Source organism: Aeromonas sp. s12 (assembly GCF_040907925.1).
Classification (GTDB): Bacteria; Pseudomonadota; Gammaproteobacteria; order Enterobacterales; family Aeromonadaceae; genus Aeromonas; species Aeromonas veronii.
The window spans coordinates 136,229-150,011 of sequence record NZ_JBFOCT010000034.1; the positions used below are offsets into that span (position 1 = coordinate 136,229).

Below are 13,783 nucleotides of genomic sequence, written 5' to 3' on the forward strand. Positions count from 1 at the left end.
TTCAATAGTTGTTCCTTGCTGTTGCTTAGACCTAGACTACCCCATAAAATTCGCACCTCATTTACACCGGATGGACAATTGTTTGAACAATGACCTGATCACCATCTCCGACCTGACCTTCAGTCACGGAGATCGGCTGTTGTATGACGGGATCAACCTGACCATTCCTCGTGGCAAGGTGACCGCCGTCATGGGCCCGAGCGGCATCGGTAAAACCACCCTGCTGCGGCTGATCGGTGGCCAGCTCAAGCCGGAGTCCGGTCACATTCTGTTTGACGGGGAAGATATCCCCACACTCTCCCGTTCGCGCCTCTATGAAGTGCGCAAGCGGATGAGCATGCTGTTCCAGAGCGGCGCCCTGTTTACCGGCATGACGGTCTACGACAACGTGGCCTTCCCGCTGCGAGAGCACTCCGGCCTGCCGGAGGAGCTGATCCACACCATCGTCATGATGAAGCTGCAGGCGGTGGGGTTGCGCGGCGCGGCGAAACTGATGCCCTCCGAGCTCTCCGGCGGCATGGCGCGCCGGGCGGCGCTGGCACGGGCCATCGCCCTTGACCCCGACCTCATCATGTATGACGAGCCGTTTGTCGGGCAGGATCCCATCACCATGGCGGTGCTGGTCAAGCTGATCAAGGAGCTGAACGATGCTCTTGGCATCACCTCAGTCATCGTCACCCACGACGTGAAAGAGGTGCTGAGCATCGCCGATTACGCCTACATAATTGCCAATCGCAAGGTGGTGGCGCACGGCACGCCGGATCAGCTGCGCGAGGAGCACAATCCCGAAGTCGAGCAGTTCCTCAAAGGATTGCCCGATGGTCCTGTTCCGTTTCATTTTCCGGCAGGCGATCTGCTACAGGATCTCTGATGTTGATAAGTCAAATAAGCAAGCTGGGGCGGGTCGGAGTGCGGTTTATCAGCTCCGTCGGTCGCGCCACTATCATGTTGTTCCATGCGCTGGCGGGCAAACCCGAACCGCGCAAGCACTTCCCGCTGCTTGTCCAGCAGTTGTATGTGGTGGGCGTACAGTCGGTGGCCATCATTCTGGTCTCCGGCCTGTTCATCGGCATGGTGCTCTCGCTGCAGGGTTACAACGTATTGAAGGATTTCGGCGCCGAGCAGAGCCTGGGGCCGCTGGTCTCCCTCTCCCTGCTGCGGGAGCTGGGTCCTGTGGTCACGGCGCTGCTGTTTGCCGGCCGTGCCGGTTCGGCCCTGACCGCTGAAATCGGCCTGATGAAGGCCACCGAGCAACTTTCAAGCCTAGAGATGATGGCGGTCGACCCACTGCGCCGGGTGGTTGCCCCCCGCTTCTGGGCTGGCGTCATCAGCATGCCGCTGCTGGCCTTTATGTTCAGCCTGATCGGCATCTTCGGCGGCAAGCTGGTTGGTGTGGACTGGCTCGGCGTGGACGAAGGGGGCTTCTGGTCTGCCATGCAGGCCTCCGTCGACTGGCATGAAGACATCATGCAGGGCGCCATCAAGAGCCTGATTTTCGCCCTGGTGGTCACCTGGATTGCGCTCTTTAACGGCTATGATGCCAAGCCGACCTCGGCCGGGATCAGTCAGGCCACGACCCGTACCGTGGTCCACTCATCCCTCGCCGTGCTCGGCCTGGATTTTATACTCACTGCAGTCATGTTTGGATAAGGTAAAGATGAAGTTCAGCAAAGTAGAATTCCTGGTCGGCACCTTCATGCTGGCTGGCATCGGTGCCATTCTGGCACTGGCCCTGCAAGTGGCCGGTTTGAGCTTCAAACCGGAAGGAGAAACCTATACCCTGCGCGCGCATTTCGATAATATCGGCGGCCTGAAAGTCCGTTCGCCGGTCAAGGTCGGCGGCGTGGTGGTCGGTCGGGTCAGTGACATCGTACTGGACCCGAAAACCCAGGTGCCCGAAGTGACCCTGATGATGCAAAAGAGCGCTGGCGAGTTCGCCGATACCAGCTCCCTCTCCATCCTCACCTCCGGTCTGCTCGGCGAGCAGTACATCGGTCTGGCCCCCGGCTTCAGCGATGAGGAGATGGGCACCGAGATGCTCAAGGATGGCGACCTGATTGAAGACACCAAATCCGCCATCGTGCTGGAAGATCTGATTGGCAAGTTCCTCTACAGCCAATCCTCCGACAGCAAGTCAGACAGCAAGAAGGAGTAATCATGTTCAAGAAAATCGCCCTGCTGCTGGGTCTGATGACCAGCATGCTCTTTTCCCTGTCTGCCCAGGCCGCAGTCGATGCCACCGATCCCAACGCGCTGGTGGATCAGGCAGCCAAGCAGACCTTTGCCCGCCTGAAAGCCGATCAGGCCCAGGTGAAGAGCAATCCGGATCACCTGCGGGTGATCATCCGCGAAGAGCTGCTGCCCTATGTGGACAACCGCTTCGCCGCCTACAAGGTGCTTGGCAACCAGATTAAAGAGACCACCGAAGCGCAGCGCAATGCCTTCGTCGAGGTGTTCACCGAGTACATGGTGAGCTCCTACGCCGATGCGCTGGCCCATTTTGACAAGCAGACCGTCAAGGTCGAGCCGGGCAAAGCCCCCAGCGGCAATATCACCGCCGTCAACGTCAGCGTGAAAGAGGCCGGCAAGCCGGACATCTTCCTCGAGTTCAAGCTGCGCAAGAACAACAAGACCGGCGAATGGAAAGCCTTCGACATGGTGGCAGAGGGGATCAGCCTGCTCTCCGCCAAGCAGAGCGAGCTGGGCGGCCTCATTCGCCAGAACGGCATTGATGCGGTGATCGCCCAGTTGCGCGAACACAACGCCAAGCCGCTGGTACTCAAACCATGACTCTCAGCGGTGAGCTGCAGGCGCCACAGGTCAATGACCTGTGGCAACGCCGCGCCGAATGGTGGCAGAACGACCAGCTCGAGCTCGGCGGCGTCACCACCCTCGACTCCGCCGGACTGGCCCTGCTGGTCAAATGGGCCAAAGCCGTATTAGCGCGAGGCGCCACACCGCAGCTGGTGGGCGCCTCCAGTGATTTCTATACCCTGGCCAACCTCTACGGGGTGGCCGGGCTGTTTCAGTCAACCCCGCTCACAACTGAGGACGCATAATGCAAGTCTCTGAAATTGAAGCGATACTCCTTGAGGCTCTGCCATTGTCCGAAGTCCATGTCAAAGGGGACGGTAGTCACTACCAAGTGATCGCCGTCGGTGACATGTTTGACGGCATGAGCCGGGTCAAGAAGCAGCAGGCCATCTATGCTCCGCTGATGGACAAGATCGCCAGCAACGCCATTCACGCCCTCTCCATCAAGGCGTTCACCGACGCCGAGTGGAAACGCGAACGTAAATTCCTATTGCCCTCCTGATTTGGTAACGAAGTAAAAATGGACAAATTCAAAATCGATGGTCGTTGTACTCTCAACGGCGAAGTGACTATCTCCGGCGCCAAAAACGCCGCCCTGCCGATCCTGTTCGCGACCCTGCTCTGTGATGAAGAGGTACACCTCTCCAACGTGCCGCGCCTGAAAGATGTAGGCACCACCATCAAGCTGCTGGAGATGCTGGGCGCGACCACCAAGGTCAACGGCAACGTCACCGTGCTGACCGGTGCGGTGAACAACCATGTCGCTCCCTACGAGCTGGTGAAGACCATGCGCGCCTCCATTCTGGCGCTGGGCCCGCTGGCTGCCCGTTTCGGCGCGGCTGACGTCTCCCTGCCCGGCGGCTGCGCCATCGGTGCCCGTCCGGTCAACCTGCACGTCCACGGCCTGGAGCTGATGGGCGCCAAGATCACCATCGAAGATGGTTACATCAAGGCCCGTGTCGATGGCCGCCTGAAAGGCGCCCACATCCTGATGGATATGGTCTCCGTGACCGGTACCGAAAACCTGATGATGGCTGCGACCCTGGCTGATGGCCGCACCGTGATCGAAAACGCCGCGCGCGAGCCGGAAGTAGTCGATCTGGCCAACTTCCTCAATACCCTGGGTGCCAAGATCCAGGGCGCGGGCACCGATACCCTGACCATCGACGGTGTCGAGCGTCTGCACGGCGGCAACTACAGTGTGCAGCCTGACCGCATCGAAACCGGTACCTTCCTGGTGGGCGCAGCGGTCACCGGCGGCAAGATCACCTGCCGCAAGACAGACCCGACCCTGCTGGAAGCGGTACTGGTCAAGCTGGAAGAGGCTGGCGCCCTGATTGAGAAGGGTGAAGACTGGATCACCCTCGACATGACTGGCCGCACCCTCAAGCCGGTCACCATCAAGACTGCCCCCTACCCGGCCTTCCCGACCGACATGCAGGCACAGTTCACTGTGCTGAACGCCGTCGCCAAAGGCACAGGCATGGTCACCGAGACCATCTTCGAGAACCGCTTCATGCACGTTCCCGAACTGGTACGGATGGGTGCAGACATCGAACTGCAGGGCAATGTGGCCATCTGCCGTGACACCGAGCAACTCAAGGGTGCCCAGGTGATGGCGACCGATCTGCGCGCCTCCGCCAGTCTGGTGCTGGCCGGCTTCGTGGCCGAAGGCTCCACTATCGTCGACCGTATCTATCACATCGACCGTGGCTACGAAGACATCGAGCAGAAGCTGCAGGGTCTGGGTGGCCGCATCGAACGCATCAAGGGCTGATAGCCCCCTGATCGCTGGCCGATAAAAAGGCCCCCTCGCGTTGGCGAGGGGGCCTTTTTCATGGCTTCGGTTCTGTTGACACCGGGATCAGTGACCCGCCAGCTTCATATTCTCTACCAGCACCGAGCCGGTCTTGAGGCTGGAGCGCTCATCTTCGTCACAGCCCACCGCCACGATATGGCTGAACATCTCGGCCAGATTGCCGGCGATGGTGATCTCCTCGACCGGATAGGCTATCTCGCCATTCTCGACCCAGAAACCGGCAGCGCCGCGGGAGTAGTCGCCATTGACGATATTGACCCCCTGCCCCATCAGCTCGGTCACCAGCAGACCGGTGCCCATCTCTTTCAGCATGCCTTGAAAATCCTGGCCAGTATTGGAGACCTGCCAGTTGTGGATGCCACCGGCATGACCCGTGGTGGTCAGCCCCAGCTTGCGAGCGGAGTAGGAGGTAAGCAGCCAGCTCATCAGCTCGCCGTTACGGATGATATCCATGTCGCGGGTACGCACCCCTTCGCCATCGAACGGGGTACTGGCAAGCCCGCCCAGCAGGTGGGGGAACTCCTGAATGGTGAGCCACTCGGGCAGGATCTGCTTGCCCAATTTGTCGAGCAGGAAGCTCGACTTGCGATAGAGGTTGCCACCGCTGATAGCCATCACCAGATGGCCCCACAGGCCGGAGGCAGTGTCTGGGTGGAACAGCACAGGCGCATGACGGGTAGAGATCTTGCGGGCGCCGAGGCGGGAGACGGTACGCTCAACGGCTTCGTCGGCAATGCGCTGCGGGCTCCAAAGTCCGTCGAGGGTACGGCTGGAGGAGTAGCCGTAATCACGCTGCATGTCGCCATCCTGCTCGCCGATCAGCACACAGCTCAGGGAGTTGCGCGACGCCGCATAACCTTTGACGAAGCCGTGGCTGTTGCCATAGACCTTGATGCCTAGATGGCTGGAGAAACCGGCGCCGTCGGAGTGCTTGATACGGGCATCGCGGCCCAGAGCGAGTCGTTCGCACTCGATGGCCAGCTCGATCCCGCGCTGGGGATCCAGTTCGATTTGGTGGCACAGTTGCAGATCGGGGGCATCCCAGGCCAGCAGCTCGGCGTCCGCCAGACCGGCGCAATCATCCGCCGAGGTGTGGCGGGCAATCTCGATGGCCGCTTCAACGGCGGCACGAATGGCGGGTTTGCTCAGATCGGTGGTTGAGGAAGATCCCTTGCAACCATCGCGATAGACGGCGATACCGAGGGCGCCATCCTTATTGAATTCAATGCTTTCCAGTTCACAACCCCGGGTGTTCACCGACAACCCGGTCTGCTTGCTGATGGAGACTTCGGCCAGCGAGGCGCCCAGTCCTTTGGCTATCTCCAGGGCTTCGGCAACCACGGCCTCGAGATGGGCTTGATCCTGGCGGATTTGGTCTTGCTGATCCATAACTCACATCTGTATGAAAGAAGGAAAGGGGGGTAAGCATATCAGACCCCTGCGCCCAGCGGGAGAAGCTGGTAACATATCCGCCAAACGTGAATGACAGGAATCAAGAGACCGATGAGTCAATATCAAGACGACAACGAGTTCGAAGACTGGGGCCCCAGCAAGAGCCAGCTCAAGCGCGATGCCGAAGCATTGCAGAAAATGGGGGAAGAGATCGTCTCCCTCAGCCACAGCGAGCTGGAAAAAATCCCGTTGGATGAAGAGCTTGCAGAAGCTGTCGAGCTGGGTCGCAAACTCAAGCCGAAGAAGGATGAGTCCTTCCGTCGCCATCTGCAGTTCATCGGCCGCCTGATGCGCAGCCGCGATATCGAGCCGATTGCCGAAGCGCTCTCTATCATCAAGAACCGTCACTCCACCGTGAATGCCCGCTTGCATCGCCTGGAGCAGTGGCGCGAGCGCCTGATCACCGAAGGTGACAGCGCCCTCAACGAGCTGATGTCCCAGTTCCACGAGCTGGATCGCCAAAAGCTGCGCCAGCTGATCCGCTCCGCCAACAAGGAGCGGGAGCTGAACAAGCCGCCGGTCGCCTACCGCGAGATGTACCAGTATCTGCGCGGCGAGATCGAAGACCTGCTGTGATCCCCGAAACACGCCTCCCCTTGCGGAGGCGTGCTTCTATTGATGCCTTTTCCTCTCAACATCCCCCCGCCATCCCTGCGCGTTTAATATATCCACCATTTTGCTACCCCAGCCATAACGGCCCATCTCAACAGCCCCGTTAAATCGCCGATTCAGAGCAGACCAAAACAGACATGTTAACAATTTTGTATCATTTTGTTTGACATATTGAACGGCCTTGGCAGACTGAAGAGAGGATCCAGGCTGTCGCTGCCCAGGCTGACCAACGATTCTGCCACCCGGCCCGACGCGGGATCCCATGACCATGCCTTGAGGCATGCCCTTGCCCTACCGGTTTGCAAGGGCCTGCCCAAGGCGCAGGATCAGACTTCAACGCCAAGGATAATCAAGGTGCCCTATGCCAAATCCCCAGCCTCCCGCCACCCGTAAACCTGTCGTGCTGATGACCATGGGGGCCCAGCCCCGCAACGGCCACGCCTATCAGGTGATGACCCACAAATACATCATGCCGCTGGTGGAGATAAGCGGCTGCGTCCCGCTGCTGGTACCCACCTGCTGCGGCACCGCCGATCTGGAGCAGTATCTGAATCTGGCTGACGGCATCTATCTGAGCGGCGCTGGCTCCAATATCGATCCGGCCCTCTACGGTCAGGAGAACCTCACCCCGGAGAAACAGCAAGACAGGGATCGCGACCTGTTCGATCTGCCCCTCATCAAGGGGGCGCTCGCCCGTGGCTTGCCGATCCTCGGTATCTGCCGCGGAATGCAGGAGATCAACGTGGCGCTGGGGGGAGACATCCATCAGAAGGTCTATAACGAGCCGGGTTATGACGATCACCGGGAGGATGCCGACGATCCGGTCGACGAGCAGTATGGGCCGAGCCATCAGATAAAACTGCTGCCCGGCAGCTGGTTTGCCGAACTGATGGGGGAAGAACAGATTCCGGTCAACTCCCTGCATGGACAGGGCATCAACCGGTTGGGGAAGGGTCTGGAGCCGTTGGCCCACGCCGAAGATGGGCTGATCGAGGCACTTCATGCTCCCGCACTGTCACCCTTTTTGCTGGCAGTGCAGTGGCATCCGGAGTGGAAAGCCAATGAAAACCCCCACTCCATCAAGATCTTTCAAGCCTTTGGCGATGCCTGCCGCCAGCGTTGTGCATTGATGGCGGCTAGTTAATCCCTCATCGATTCAGTCGCCAAACCCACGCGCCTTGAGCTTGGGCAGTCCGCCCCGCTCGGGGCGCAAGGTGCGGCAGATATCCATCCCCTTGAGCCCGCGCTGGATATGGTCAGGCGAATGGCCAAACACCATACCGTTGCTGCGGTAGAGGTTGTTGTCATCCAGCTCGAACTTCTCGCCGCCAATCAGCAACTGCTCGCGGCCATTGACCGTGTCACCCCGCTTGATGGGCACCTTCATGTCGCTCAGCACCTCGCCGGTGGCACACCCCTCGCGCCAGCGTGCCTCGCTGGAGAAGGGGGTAATGGCTATTTCACGCCAGGAGCCATCCCGGAATTCGACCCGATACTTCTCGGCCAGCAGGTCGCAGCCAGCCAATGGCAACAGGGCCATCAAACAGATGATTTTCTTTGAAAATTTCACTCAATCGCACTCCTTTGCCCGGTTCTGCACAGGATAAATAAATTGCCGCCCCAACGCACCATTTCCCCGCGCCGTAGCAGCTATGCTGGAAATAAAACCACAATAAGGTGCTGCTATGGCTGGCGAAAACCTCACCGCGCTACCGACGCTGATCTGGATTGGCGAACACCCGTTCTGGACCCTGCTCACCCTCTCCCTGATGCAGCTCCACTTCTGGCGCCGTCCGGGACAGCGACGGGAGCTGCTCTCCGAGCTCAGTTTCGTGATGATTAGCGCGGTGGTGATCCTGCTGATCCAGCTGGAAGGGGGCTGGTTCAAACTGCCGCTGCCCCATCAATTGCTGATCGAGATCTCCACCCTGCTGGCTGGCCTGATACTGGTCAAGATATGGGGGATCCTGCTATTCGAGTTTCTGCTCCCCCTCTGCCATGTGCGGATCCCGCGGATCATCGCCGATATCGTCATCACCATCGGCTATATCGGCTGGGGTCTGTTTCGCCTCTACGCCTCCGGCATGGCGCTCGGGGAGATAGTCACCACCTCGGCGGTCATCACCGCGGTTATCGCCTTCGCCATGCAGGACACCCTTGGCAACCTGCTGGCCGGGGTCTCCATTCAGCTCGACAACTCCATCGCCATCGGTGACTGGCTGCAAGTGGATACCACCCAGGGCCGGGTGGTGGAGATCAACTGGCGTGCCACCACCATCGAGACCCGCAACTGGGAGACTGTGGTCATCCCCAACAGCCACCTGCTTAAACAGCGCTTCACCGTGCTCGGGCGTCGCCGTGGCGAACCCTTGCAGTGGCGGCGCTGGGTCTGGTTCGATCTGACCCTGGATACCCTGCCGACCCAGATCATCGCGCTGATCGAGAAATCCCTGCGGGAGACCAAGCTCCCCTGCGTCGCCAAGCATCCCCAACCGGACTGCCTGCTGATGAACGTCGAAGGAGGGATTGCCCGCTATGCGGTGCGCTACTGGCTGACCGATCTGGCTCGCGACGATCCGACCGACTCCATGGTGCGCAGCCTGATCGATGCCGCCCTGCGCCGCAACGATCGCCGCCTCACCCCGCCGATTTTCAACGTCTTTATGGCCAAGGAGAAGCAGCATCTGGATGCCCGCCACAAGCGCCACACTGCCGAACGAACCGATACCCTGCGCAAGCTGCCGCTGTTTGCCATGTTGCAGGAGAACGAGCTGCTCCAGCTGGCCGATCAGGTGAAGTTCGCCCCCTTCGTCAGCGGCGACATCATGCTGGAGCAGGGGGATGTCTCCAGCTGGCTGTTCGTGCTGGTCAAGGGGGAAGCCGAGATGGTGGTCAATGTCGAAGGGCGAGAGCTGAAACTCGGTACGCTCAACGCGGGAGACTTCTTTGGCGAACTGAGCCTGCTCACTGGCGAGCCCAGCTCCTTCACGGTGCGGGCGGTGGCCACCGTCGAAACCTATCGCATCAATCAGGCAATGTTTCAGGAGCTGGTGATGCAGCGCGAGGCGCTGGTCGAGCCCCTCTACCGGGTGCTGAGCGACCGCCAGCAGGAGCAGCAAGCGCTGCTGGAGCGGGAGGCGGAAGCCATGAAACAGCCACCACAACAGCTTGATCTCCTTGATAAACTGATGAAGCTGTTCGGCGGAAGATGACGTAGCATGGCACCTTATTGAGGACGTGAAGAGAGAACCGCAGCCATGTTACTGACCACCCTGGCCCTTGCCGCCAGCCTGCGATTTGATTGTCCCGCCACCATCGAGACTCGCCAGCAGCTGCTGACCCCGCAGCAGGGCTGGCAGGCGTTCACCCGCAATGACGATGGCAAACCAGACGAAACCCTCAGTCACCGGCTCGATAATCTGGCCCTGTTCGACGGAGATCCTGCCGAGCTGGCCCAACTCAAACCGGATAATGGCGACAGCGACGAAATCCACTACTGGAGCCAGCTCGATAGCAGCCTGCGCCCGCTCCATCTGGTCTGCCGCTATCAGAACAGCGCCATCACCCTGCAGCAGGCGCTGCCCGTCGGCATCAGCTACTGCCGCGTCAACCAGCGCGATCGCAACACCCTGCTCGGGTTGATTTGTCGCAAATAGCGGGCGTAACCCCTTGCCATATATCGCTATTCGCTGACAGCCATTACCGCCTGAGCGTGGCCACCCGCCAGCGCCATCAGAGCAGCAGCTCGGCCAGCTCCTCCAATGCCGTCAGCTCAACGTCCGGCAACAGCTGCAGCTGTTGCCACGGTTGTTGCCGCTCGTTGAGCCAGGCAGCGCGAAAGCCGTGCAAGCGGGCACCCAGCACATCGGTCTCGGGGTGATCCCCGACATGTAAGATCCGCCCCGCTGGCAACTTGAGGGCGCTGCGGGTCTGCTCAAACATATCCGGCGCCGGTTTCATTCTGGCGCCCGCCCCCGCCTTGCAGATCAGCGTGAAGTAGCGAGCCAGCCCTGCCTGTGCCAGATCCAGATTGCCGTTGGTGATCACCACCAGCGGGTAGCGTTCGGCCAGTCTGGCCAGCAGCTGATGAGTGGACTCGCTCACCTCGATCTTCGAGCGCTCTGCCAGAAACGCAGTAAAGACCTGCTCCGCCTCGCGACTGGCCTGCTGGTCGGCCATGCCCCCCGCCACCATAGCGGCGCGAATGGTCTGCTGGCGCGCCAGACTGACATCGTGGCGCAGCTCGGGCCTGGCCAGCAACACGGCGCGTTTTAACTCCAGCCAGCGCGGCTTGTCGAGCATCGCGGTAGCCAGATATTCGCTACGCAGATGGCTCAGCATCCACTGCTCGGCCCGCACGATGGCGGGGCCGTTGTCATAGAGGGTGTCATCGAGGTCAAACGAGATGGCAGCAACCGGCTGCCAGCGGCGATAGAAGTGCATGGACTCTCCTCTGCAACGGAGCTCAGGGCCCGTCATTCATCGTCCTGCGCATCCGGGTCACGCTTGGCCCTGGGGTGGGCGCTGTCGTAAACCTTGGCCAGATGCTGGAAGTCGAGGTGGGTATAGATCTGGGTGGTAGAGAGGTCGGCATGACCCAGCAGCTCCTGCACCGCCCGTAGATCACCGGAGGACTCCAGCATATGGGTGGCGAAGCTGTGGCGCAGCTTGTGGGGATGGACGTGGGCGTTGAGCGCCTGCTTGTTGCCCCAGCCATCAAGGCGGGCCTGCACCGAGCGGGCCGACAGCCGCTGCTTGCGGCTGGAGACAAACAGCGCCTCGCTCTCGTCCCCGGCCAGCAGCGGGCGCACCTTGAGCCACTTCTGCAGCCACTCGACCGCCATCCGGCCGATGGGTAGCACCCGCTCCCGCGAGCCTTTGCCGGTCACCTTGAGCTGGCGGTCGTCGAGCTTCAGATCCACCAGATTGATCCCCACCAGCTCGGCCAGACGCAGACCTGAGGAGTACATCAACTCCATGATGGCGCGATCCCGCACCGCCAGCGGATCCTGCTCGTCGGTGATGTTGAGCAGCTGATGCATCTCGTCCACATCGAGGTTTTTCGGCAGCGGCCGCCCCTGTTTGGGGGTGACGATGCCACGGGCCGGATTGGCGGTCAGCCGCCCCTGCCGCACCTGCCAGTCGCAAAAGCTGCGCAGGGCAGAGACCTTGGTGGAAAGGGAACGAGGAGCAAGGCCCGCCTTGTGCATCCGGGTCACCAGAGTTCGGACCTGGCTCGCCTCGAGCCGACCCCAGTCAGTGAGCCCGAGGGCCACCAGCTCGGCGGTCATCGCCTCCAGATGGGCTTGATAGTTATTGCGGGTATGAGGGCTGAGCTGGCGCTCGACCCTCAGGTATTCGATAAAGGCCGCCAGTTCGTCCGCCAGTGCCGCAGGCAGTGGCGGTGCGACGACGGGAGTTTTGGCGGGCGCCCTGGCCGGTGTTCTAGCCATGAGTCAACTCGGGCAGACGCAGTTGCAGCAGGCGCCCCAGTTGGCCCAGCAGCAGGGTATCGTTGTGGGGAGTAAAGTGGCCGGGATCCGAGCTGGCGAAGGCCAGCACACCGAGATCGCCGAGCCGCATCAAGGCCACCGAGTTGACCAGCACATCGTGGCCAAACAGCGCCTGCTTCTCGCTCTGGCTCAGGCGGCCAAAGTAGTAATCCTGCCCCGGCAGACGCTGACCCAGCAGGGATTCAAGCTGCTTCCCCTGCGCCAGAAAACGCTGCTCTGGCCCGCTCAGGGTAAACTTCTTGGGATTGAGCCAGAGCCGCAGCCCGGTCAGGCGCAGCCGCTGGACAAAGGCCTTGCCCATCACGGCACTCACCTCGAACAGGGTCTGGCAGCCGTACAGCTCGCCGTAGAGATCGGCATAGACCCGGAAGATCCGCTCGTTCTCGCTGGCGATCCCCATCAATTCGGTGATCTCCTGCTCCAGCTGTTCGATCCGCTCGCGCTGACGCTCCAGCTGGCGCTCGACCAGCGAGACCGACCCTTTGCGTTCATGGGGAATGCGGATCCGGTCCAGCACGGCGGCATGGCGTTGGAAAAACTCGGGATAACGGGCCAGGTACTCCAGCACAGTGGCTTCATCCACCGATTGCTCCTGCCGTTTGAGTTCGCTCATAAATTGGTTGATCCATCAGAGAAATGGGGCTCGCTGCCCCGACATCATGGGCAAAGGGGGCCAACGCCCCCCGTACCTGAACCTTTATCGGCTAAACCTCTATCTGGCCGTCAAACACATGCTCGGCGGGGCCTGTCATATAGACCGGCTGGCCCGGCCCCTTCCAGGCGATGGTCAGCTTGCCGCCCGGCAGACTGACGGTGACCCGCTCCTTGAGCTTGCCCTGACTGATGCCAATTACTGCCGCCGCACAGGCACCGGTGCCGCAGGCCAGGGTCTCGCCACAGCCCCGCTCGAACACCCGCAGCTTGATCTCGGTAGCATTGACCATCTCCATGAATCCAACGTTGACCCGCTCGGGAAAACGCTCGTGACGCTCCATGATGGGCCCCAGAGTGGCCACCGGCGCATCGGCCACCGACGGTACCTCGATGACGCAGTGGGGGTTGCCCATGGAGACGGCACCACACATCACGGTATGTTCCTGCGCCCGCAGCAGATAGGTCTTCTCTGCCTTCTGGGCCCGAAACGGGATCTTGCCCGGCTCGAACTGGGGCACTCCCATGTTGACCGTGACCTGATTCTCCCCCTCCAGCTGCAACACGATGCGACCGCGCGCCGTGCTGACCGCGATGCGATCGCGGTTGATCAACCCCTTGAGACGCACGAAACGGGCGAAACAGCGGGCACCATTGCCGCACTGCTCCACCTCGCTGCCATCGGCATTGAAGATACGGTAGTGAAAATCGAGCTCGGGGTCATAGGGGGGCTCCACCAGCAGCAGCTGGTCGAAACCGACCCCGAAGTGGCGATCAGCCAGCTTCTTGATGACGTCGTTGCTGAAAAAGATCTTCTGGGTGACTCCGTCCACCACCATGAAGTCGTTTCCCAGCCCGTGCATCTTGGAAAAATCTATCAACATCGTGCGTTCCTGTTTTTGGGCGCGCGCTCAAGGCACTT

17 protein-coding genes are annotated in these 13,783 nt (G+C 60.8%); 11 read left to right on the forward strand and 6 right to left on the reverse strand.

Annotated features, from left to right (window positions below; translation table 11 throughout):
* The first annotated feature begins 70 nt into the window (after positions 1 to 70).
* Genes mlaF through murA form a run of 7 tightly spaced genes read left to right on the forward strand, consistent with a single transcriptional unit; the run spans position 71 to position 4,591 of the window.
* A complete protein-coding gene (mlaF, locus tag AB5Y67_RS16845) occupies positions 71 to 871 on the forward strand; it encodes a phospholipid ABC transporter ATP-binding protein MlaF (RefSeq protein ID WP_005336343.1) in 801 nt (266 codons plus the stop codon).
* Positions 871 to 1,650 carry a lipid asymmetry maintenance ABC transporter permease subunit MlaE gene (mlaE, locus tag AB5Y67_RS16850; protein ID WP_005336345.1) on the forward strand — a complete coding sequence of 260 codons (780 nt, stop codon included), beginning with the start codon at positions 871 to 873 and terminating at the stop codon, positions 1,648 to 1,650. The genes mlaF and mlaE overlap by 1 nt, the downstream gene beginning before the upstream one ends.
* Before the next feature lie 7 nt (positions 1,651 to 1,657).
* Positions 1,658 to 2,155: an outer membrane lipid asymmetry maintenance protein MlaD gene (gene mlaD, locus AB5Y67_RS16855; RefSeq protein WP_005336348.1), complete on the forward strand. Its 498-nt coding sequence runs from the start codon at positions 1,658 to 1,660 to the stop codon at positions 2,153 to 2,155.
* A gap of 2 nt (positions 2,156 to 2,157) precedes the next feature.
* Positions 2,158 to 2,790 carry a phospholipid-binding protein MlaC gene (locus tag AB5Y67_RS16860; RefSeq protein WP_005336350.1) on the forward strand — a complete coding sequence of 211 codons (633 nt, stop codon included), beginning with the start codon at positions 2,158 to 2,160 and terminating at the stop codon, positions 2,788 to 2,790.
* Entirely contained in the window at positions 2,787 to 3,059 is a 273-nt protein-coding gene (locus AB5Y67_RS16865; RefSeq protein WP_064339241.1) for a lipid asymmetry maintenance protein MlaB, read from the forward strand. Before AB5Y67_RS16860 ends, AB5Y67_RS16865 begins: the two co-directional genes overlap by 4 nt.
* A complete protein-coding gene (ibaG, locus tag AB5Y67_RS16870) occupies positions 3,059 to 3,316 on the forward strand; it encodes a BolA family iron metabolism protein IbaG (protein WP_005306001.1) in 258 nt (85 codons plus the stop codon). Before AB5Y67_RS16865 ends, ibaG begins: the two co-directional genes overlap by 1 nt.
* 18 nt (positions 3,317 to 3,334) lie before the next feature.
* Positions 3,335 to 4,591: a UDP-N-acetylglucosamine 1-carboxyvinyltransferase gene (gene murA / locus AB5Y67_RS16875; RefSeq protein ID WP_005336355.1), complete on the forward strand. Its 1,257-nt coding sequence runs from the start codon at positions 3,335 to 3,337 to the stop codon at positions 4,589 to 4,591.
* An 87-nt stretch (positions 4,592 to 4,678) separates the two neighbouring features.
* Here murA and pmbA read toward each other — a convergent pair whose 3' ends face one another.
* On the reverse strand, positions 4,679 to 6,022 hold the full coding sequence (gene pmbA / locus AB5Y67_RS16880; RefSeq protein ID WP_005336357.1) for a metalloprotease PmbA: 1,344 nt from the start codon (positions 6,020 to 6,022) through the stop codon (positions 4,679 to 4,681).
* A gap of 114 nt (positions 6,023 to 6,136) precedes the next feature.
* On the opposite strand from pmbA, the gene yjgA reads away from it, so the two are divergent.
* Positions 6,137 to 6,661, forward strand: coding sequence for a ribosome biogenesis factor YjgA (gene yjgA, locus AB5Y67_RS16885; RefSeq protein WP_005336359.1), 525 nt, complete (start codon positions 6,137 to 6,139; stop codon positions 6,659 to 6,661).
* A 397-nt stretch (positions 6,662 to 7,058) separates the two neighbouring features.
* On the forward strand, positions 7,059 to 7,841 hold the full coding sequence (locus AB5Y67_RS16890) for a gamma-glutamyl-gamma-aminobutyrate hydrolase family protein (RefSeq protein ID WP_150389850.1): 783 nt from the start codon (positions 7,059 to 7,061) through the stop codon (positions 7,839 to 7,841).
* 12 nt (positions 7,842 to 7,853) lie between these two features.
* Here the strand turns inward: AB5Y67_RS16890 and AB5Y67_RS16895 are convergent, their stop codons facing one another.
* On the reverse strand, positions 7,854 to 8,237 hold the full coding sequence (locus tag AB5Y67_RS16895) for a hypothetical protein (protein WP_040069030.1): 384 nt from the start codon (positions 8,235 to 8,237) through the stop codon (positions 7,854 to 7,856).
* 145 nt (positions 8,238 to 8,382) lie between these two features.
* On the opposite strand from AB5Y67_RS16895, the gene AB5Y67_RS16900 reads away from it, so the two are divergent.
* On the forward strand, positions 8,383 to 9,909 hold the full coding sequence (locus AB5Y67_RS16900) for a mechanosensitive ion channel family protein (RefSeq protein WP_199427820.1): 1,527 nt from the start codon (positions 8,383 to 8,385) through the stop codon (positions 9,907 to 9,909).
* 45 nt (positions 9,910 to 9,954) lie between these two features.
* Positions 9,955 to 10,353 (forward strand): STY0301 family protein, encoded by a 399-nt coding sequence (locus AB5Y67_RS16905; protein ID WP_199427819.1) that lies wholly within the window; start codon positions 9,955 to 9,957, stop codon positions 10,351 to 10,353.
* A 76-nt stretch (positions 10,354 to 10,429) separates the two neighbouring features.
* On the opposite strand, the gene AB5Y67_RS16910 is transcribed toward AB5Y67_RS16905, so the two are convergent.
* The 4 genes from AB5Y67_RS16910 to dapF all read right to left on the reverse strand — a co-directional run bounded on the left by AB5Y67_RS16910 (position 10,430) and on the right by dapF (position 13,745).
* Positions 10,430 to 11,140, reverse strand: a complete 711-nt coding sequence (locus AB5Y67_RS16910; RefSeq protein WP_144715400.1) for an HAD-IA family hydrolase — start codon at positions 11,138 to 11,140, stop codon at positions 10,430 to 10,432.
* 32 nt (positions 11,141 to 11,172) lie between these two features.
* Positions 11,173 to 12,150 (reverse strand): tyrosine recombinase XerC, encoded by a 978-nt coding sequence (gene xerC / locus AB5Y67_RS16915; RefSeq protein WP_139709609.1) that lies wholly within the window; start codon positions 12,148 to 12,150, stop codon positions 11,173 to 11,175.
* Positions 12,143 to 12,823 (reverse strand): DUF484 family protein, encoded by a 681-nt coding sequence (locus tag AB5Y67_RS16920; protein WP_043821859.1) that lies wholly within the window; start codon positions 12,821 to 12,823, stop codon positions 12,143 to 12,145. Before AB5Y67_RS16920 ends, xerC begins: the two co-directional genes overlap by 8 nt.
* Before the next feature lie 91 nt (positions 12,824 to 12,914).
* Positions 12,915 to 13,745, reverse strand: coding sequence for a diaminopimelate epimerase (dapF, locus tag AB5Y67_RS16925; protein ID WP_199415640.1), 831 nt, complete (start codon positions 13,743 to 13,745; stop codon positions 12,915 to 12,917).
* Positions 13,746 to 13,783 lie beyond the last annotated feature (38 nt).

Excerpts from the sequence above, each read along its gene's own strand:
- mlaF (WP_005336343.1), top strand. The coding sequence starts at position 71 with ATGGACAATTGTTTGAACAATGACCTGATCACCATCTCCGACCTGACC.
- mlaE (WP_005336345.1), top strand. The coding sequence starts at position 871 with ATGTTGATAAGTCAAATAAGCAAGCTGGGGCGGGTCGGAGTGCGGTTT.
- mlaD (WP_005336348.1), top strand. The coding sequence starts at position 1,658 with ATGAAGTTCAGCAAAGTAGAATTCCTGGTCGGCACCTTCATGCTGGCT.
- AB5Y67_RS16860 (WP_005336350.1), top strand. The coding sequence starts at position 2,158 with ATGTTCAAGAAAATCGCCCTGCTGCTGGGTCTGATGACCAGCATGCTC.
- AB5Y67_RS16865 (WP_064339241.1), top strand. The coding sequence starts at position 2,787 with ATGACTCTCAGCGGTGAGCTGCAGGCGCCACAGGTCAATGACCTGTGG.
- ibaG (WP_005306001.1), top strand. The coding sequence starts at position 3,059 with ATGCAAGTCTCTGAAATTGAAGCGATACTCCTTGAGGCTCTGCCATTG.
- murA (WP_005336355.1), top strand. The coding sequence starts at position 3,335 with ATGGACAAATTCAAAATCGATGGTCGTTGTACTCTCAACGGCGAAGTG.
- pmbA (WP_005336357.1), bottom strand. The coding sequence starts at position 6,022 with ATGGATCAGCAAGACCAAATCCGCCAGGATCAAGCCCATCTCGAGGCC.
- yjgA (WP_005336359.1), top strand. The coding sequence starts at position 6,137 with ATGAGTCAATATCAAGACGACAACGAGTTCGAAGACTGGGGCCCCAGC.
- AB5Y67_RS16890 (WP_150389850.1), top strand. The coding sequence starts at position 7,059 with ATGCCAAATCCCCAGCCTCCCGCCACCCGTAAACCTGTCGTGCTGATG.
- AB5Y67_RS16895 (WP_040069030.1), bottom strand. The coding sequence starts at position 8,237 with ATGGCCCTGTTGCCATTGGCTGGCTGCGACCTGCTGGCCGAGAAGTAT.
- AB5Y67_RS16900 (WP_199427820.1), top strand. The coding sequence starts at position 8,383 with ATGGCTGGCGAAAACCTCACCGCGCTACCGACGCTGATCTGGATTGGC.
- AB5Y67_RS16905 (WP_199427819.1), top strand. The coding sequence starts at position 9,955 with ATGTTACTGACCACCCTGGCCCTTGCCGCCAGCCTGCGATTTGATTGT.
- AB5Y67_RS16910 (WP_144715400.1), bottom strand. The coding sequence starts at position 11,140 with ATGCACTTCTATCGCCGCTGGCAGCCGGTTGCTGCCATCTCGTTTGAC.
- xerC (WP_139709609.1), bottom strand. The coding sequence starts at position 12,150 with ATGGCTAGAACACCGGCCAGGGCGCCCGCCAAAACTCCCGTCGTCGCA.
- AB5Y67_RS16920 (WP_043821859.1), bottom strand. The coding sequence starts at position 12,823 with ATGAGCGAACTCAAACGGCAGGAGCAATCGGTGGATGAAGCCACTGTG.
- dapF (WP_199415640.1), bottom strand. The coding sequence starts at position 13,745 with ATGTTGATAGATTTTTCCAAGATGCACGGGCTGGGAAACGACTTCATG.